The 2,445-nt window shown below is 71.1% G+C and carries 3 protein-coding genes; all 3 read left to right on the plus strand.

Annotation, left to right across the window (positions count from 1 at the left end):
- Positions 1-483: formate--tetrahydrofolate ligase (locus tag OEZ60_RS22030; protein ID WP_263340997.1), on the plus strand; the 483-nt coding region annotated here is incomplete at its 5' end.
- Positions 484-659: 176 nt separating this feature from the next.
- Entirely contained in the window at positions 660-1,550 is an 891-nt protein-coding gene (locus OEZ60_RS22035; RefSeq protein ID WP_263340999.1) for a bifunctional 5,10-methylenetetrahydrofolate dehydrogenase/5,10-methenyltetrahydrofolate cyclohydrolase, read from the plus strand.
- A 17-nt stretch (positions 1,551-1,567) separates the two neighbouring features.
- On the plus strand, positions 1,568-2,445 hold an 878-nt coding region (gene folD, locus OEZ60_RS22040; protein WP_263341001.1), incomplete at its 3' end, for a bifunctional methylenetetrahydrofolate dehydrogenase/methenyltetrahydrofolate cyclohydrolase FolD.

A 2,445-nucleotide genomic window follows, 5' to 3' on the forward strand; every position in this document is an offset into this window, starting at 1 on the left:
GCCGAGCAGGGCGCCGAGGCGATCCTGTGCAAGCACTGGGCCAACGGCTCGGCGGGGATCGAGGATCTCGCGAGGAAGGTCGTCGAGATGGCCGAGAGCGGCTCTGCGAACTTCGCGCCGATCTATCCCGACGAGATGCCGCTGTTCCAGAAGATCGAGACCATCGCCAAGCGCATCTACCACGCCGACGAGGTTCTGGCGGACAAGTCGATCCGCGACCAGCTCAAGGCCTGGGAAGAGGCGGGCTACGGGCATCTGCCGGTCTGCATGGCCAAGACCCAGTACTCGTTCTCGACCGACCCGAACCGGCGCGGCGCGCCGACCGGGCATTCGGTGCCGGTGCGCGAGGTGCGGCTTTCGGCCGGGGCCGGGTTCATCGTGGTGATCTGCGGCGAGATCATGACCATGCCGGGCCTGCCGAAGGTGCCGTCGGCGGAGGTGATCCGTCTCAACGAGGCGGGCCAGGTCGAAGGCCTGTTCTGATCCGGAAGGAGCGGCGGGGCGGGGCATCGAGCCCCGCCCCGCCGCGCGTTCCGCGGCCCCTCGGCGGGGCCGCGGCCCGCATCGGCGCCTTCCGCGCCGGGCGGGGCGAAGCAGGAGACGAGGCCGGAAGACGGGACCGGAAGACGAGACCGAGACGAGACCGGAAGACGGGGCGGATGAGCGCGACGATCATCGACGGCCGGGCCATGGCGCGGCGGATCCAGGCGGCGGTCGCGGCCGAGGCGGCGGAGCTGGCCCGGGCGGGCTGGGCGCCGCGTCTGGTCTCGCTCTCGGTCGGGGCGACGGCGGCGGCGGAGCTTTACGTGCGCAACCAGCGCCGCCAGGCGGCGGCCGCGGGGATCGGCTTCGAGGCGCGCGACTATCCCGCGACGATCTCGGCCGAGGAACTGGGCGGGGTGATCGCCGGGCTCAATGCCGATCCGCGGGTGCACGGGATCGTGATCCAGCGGCCGCTGCCGGCGGCGATCCCGGTCCGGGCGCTGCAGCGGGCGATCCATCCCCTGAAGGATGTCGAGGGGCTGCACCCGGCCTCGATCGGCAACATCGTCTACGACGATCTGGCGCTCGGCCCCTGCACGGCACGGGCGGCGGTGGAGATCCTGAGGGCGCTGCCGCTCGATCCCGCCGGGCTCGAGGTGACGGTGATCGGCCATTCGGAGCTCGTCGGCAAGCCGGTGGCGTTCCTCCTGATGGGGCTCGGCGCGACGGTGACGGTGTGCCATGCGCTGAGCCGCGAGGTGGCGGCGCATGCGCGGCGCGCGGACGCGGTCTTCGTCGCGGTCGGGCGGCCGGGCCTCGTGACGGCGGAGATGCTGAAGCCGGGGGCGGCGCTGATCGACATCGGCATCAACCGGGTCGAGACGCCGGAGGGCCCGCGGCTGGTGGGGGATGCGGATTTCGAGACCTGCGCCGAGGTCGCCGGCTGGATCACGCCGGTGCCGGGCGGGGTCGGACCGGTGACGGTGGCGATGCTGATGCAGAACGCGGTGCGCGCCACGAGGATGCAGATGGAACGGTACCGCGGCGCCTATGCCGGCGGTCAATGAGCAACGAGGAGACGGGAATGAGTGCCAAGATCATCGACGGCAAGGCCTTTGCCGCCGGGGTGCGGGGCCGGGTGGCAAGCCATGTGGCGCGGCTGAAGGCCGATCACGGGATCACGCCGGGGCTGGCGGTGGTGCTGGTGGGCGAGGATCCGGCGAGCGAGGTCTATGTCCGCTCGAAGGGCAAGTCGACCGTGGAGGCGGGGATGAACTCCTACGAGCACAAGCTCGACGCCGACACGTCGGAGGCGACGCTTCTCGCGCTGATCGACGCGCTGAACAAGGATCCGGCGGTCAACGGGATCCTGGTGCAGCTGCCCTTGCCGAAGCATCTCGACGCCGATCTGGTGATCAACGCGATCGACCCGGCGAAGGATGTCGACGGCTTCCACATCTCGAACGTGGGGCTTCTCGGCACCGGGCAGAAGTCGATGGTGCCCTGCACGCCGCTCGGCTGCCTGATGATGCTGCGCGACCATCACGGCTCCTTGTCCGGGCTCGACGCGGTGGTGGTCGGGCGCTCGAACATCGTCGGCAAGCCGATGGCGCAGCTGCTCCTCGGCGACAGCTGCACGGTGACGATCGCGCACAGCCGCACCAAGGACCTCGCCGAGGTCTGCCGCCGCGCCGACATCCTGGTGGCGGCGGTGGGCCGGCCCGAGATGATCCCCGGCGACTGGGTCAAGCCCGGCGCCACGGTGATCGACGTCGGCATCAACCGGATCGAGCGCGACGGCAAGACGAAGCTCGTGGGCGACGTCCATTACGCGAGCTGTGCCGAGGTCGCCGGCGCCATCACCCCGGTCCCCGGCGGCGTCGGCCCGATGACCATCGCCTGCCTGCTCGCCAACACCCTGACCGCCGCCTGCCGCGCCAACGGTCTGCCAGAGCCCGAAGG

Source organism: Albidovulum salinarum (assembly GCF_025673475.1).
Classification (GTDB): domain Bacteria; phylum Pseudomonadota; class Alphaproteobacteria; order Rhodobacterales; family Rhodobacteraceae; genus Albidovulum; species Albidovulum salinarum.

Bases quoted from the DNA above. Each gene is read 5' to 3' on its own strand.
- OEZ60_RS22035 (WP_263340999.1), top strand. From the start codon at position 660: ATGAGCGCGACGATCATCGACGGCCGGGCCATGGCGCGGCGGATCCAG.